The sequence below is a fragment of the Klebsiella sp. Ech2A genome, assembly GCF_030078455.1.
Taxonomy (GTDB): domain Bacteria; phylum Pseudomonadota; class Gammaproteobacteria; order Enterobacterales; family Enterobacteriaceae; genus Klebsiella; species Klebsiella terrigena.
Map to the genome: position 1 here is coordinate 1 of NZ_JAQGFU010000379.1, position 1,851 is coordinate 1,851.

Below are 1,851 nucleotides of genomic sequence, written 5' to 3' on the forward strand. Positions count from 1 at the left end.
GCCGAAGGCGAGCCGGTTGGGCCGGGGATCCTGTGGAGCGATACCCGCAGCCGGGAGCTGATGAGCGATCTGCTGCGCCGTCCGGACTTCGATCGCCGCTTCTTTGCCGAGACCGGCACCCACCTGCAGCCGTGCAATACCAGCATGCAGCTATGCTGGCTGCGGCACTATCAGCCGGAGCGGCTGGCGGCGGCGCGCTATCTGTTTTTTGCCAAAGACTGGATCCGCTTTCGCCTGACCGGCGTTGCGGCGCTGGATATCACCGATGCCAGCACCTCGCTGCTCAATCAGCAGAGCGGGGAGCTCTCGGCGGTGGGGCTGAATGAAATGGGGCTTGCCGATCTGCAGCACCTTTTCCCGCCGCTGCTGGCGCCGGATGCGCAGGCCGGCACCCTGCGCGACGAGGTGGCGGCGCTGACCGGACTGGCGGCCGGTACGCCGGTGGCCGCCGGCGCGCTCGACGTGTGCAGCGCGGCGCTCGGCTGCGGCGCGGTGAACGACGGTGATATCTATACGATCCTCGGCACCACCTGCTGTACCGGCATCGTGTGCCACGGTCGTCAGACGGTGAACGAGGGGACGCGCTACGTCACCCATACCGAAGCGGGAAGTTTTATTAACCTCTTCCCGATGCAGGCCGGGACGCCGAATATTGACTGGCTGCAGCAGCATATCTCCCTCAACCCGGATCTCCAGCAGCTTGAGCAGGCGATTGCCGACGTCGAGCCCGGCAGCGGGGGCGTGTTCTGGCAGCCCTATCTGAACGGCGAGCGCGCGCCGTTTTACAGCCCGGACGCGCGGGCCGGCTACTTTGGCATCAGCCAGCACACCACCCGCGCCGAGCTGCAGCGGGCGGTCTTTGAGGGGCTGGCCTACGCCATCGTCGATTCGCTGCAGGGCTATCCGCAGGGCGGAGAGCTCTACCTGACCGGCGGCGGCGCGGCCTCCGCGACCTGGCTACAGATTATTGCCGACTGCAGCGGCAGAACGGTGGTCTCCAGCACCTTTAACGAACTCAGCGCCCGCGGGGCGGCGATTCTGGCAGCCCGCAGCGTTGGCGGGCTTGCGCACTACCCGCAGCTTGAGCAGACGCGCTATCAGCCACATCCGCGGGCGCACGCCCGCTACGCCGCGCTCTATCCGGTCTATCGCCTGCTGCGCGAACAGATGCTGCCCGTCTGGCAGGCCAGGCAGGAGGCGCTTCAACGTATTTCTCAGGAATCAGACCAATGAAAATTGTTTTTACCGCCGAACACTCCGGCGATCTTACGGCGTTCCAGCAGCTGGGCGAGCTGCGGGTGGAGGGATGGGCGCTGGGCAAGCCGAAGCTTAGCGCCGGCCAGCTGATCGACCTGGCCCACGATGCCGACGTGCTGGTGACCAGCTACGACGACGTCACGGAAGAGGTGATCGCCGCCTGTCCGCGCCTGAAGGTGATTGCCTGTACCCGCGCCAATCCGGTGAATATCGACGTTAAAGCCGCCGCGGCGCGCGACATCCGCGTGCTCTATACGCCGGGCCGCAACGCCGACGCCGCGGCGGAGCTGACGCTTGGGCTGATGCTGAGCCTGGCGCGGCATATCCCGCAGGCGCACGCGGCGCTGAAGCGCGGCGAATTTACCCAGGCCGACAACGCGGCGGCGGTGACTCAGGCCGGGCTGCGCCGCGACGTGGTGTGGGACGTCAGCCCGCAGAGCCCTTACGAGGTGTTTAAAGGCAGCGAGCTGCGCAATAAGACGCTGGGGCTGGTTGGCTACGGCAATATTGGTCGCCGGGTGGCGCGTATCGCCCGCGCCTTCGGCATGGCGGTGCTGGTGGTGGACCCGTTCGTGGCGGCCGAGGATATTAACG

The 1,851-nt window shown here is 66.6% G+C and carries 2 protein-coding genes; both read left to right on the forward strand.

Translation table 11 applies throughout. The features are described 5' to 3' along the window. Nucleotides 1–1,233: FGGY-family carbohydrate kinase (locus tag PFH44_RS27180; RefSeq protein WP_283826775.1), on the forward strand; the 1,233-nt coding region annotated here is incomplete at its 5' end. Then, nucleotides 1,230–1,851 (forward strand): NAD(P)-dependent oxidoreductase (locus tag PFH44_RS27185; protein WP_283826776.1); only part of this gene is annotated, 622 nt, incomplete at its 3' end. The genes PFH44_RS27180 and PFH44_RS27185, both read left to right, overlap by 4 nt.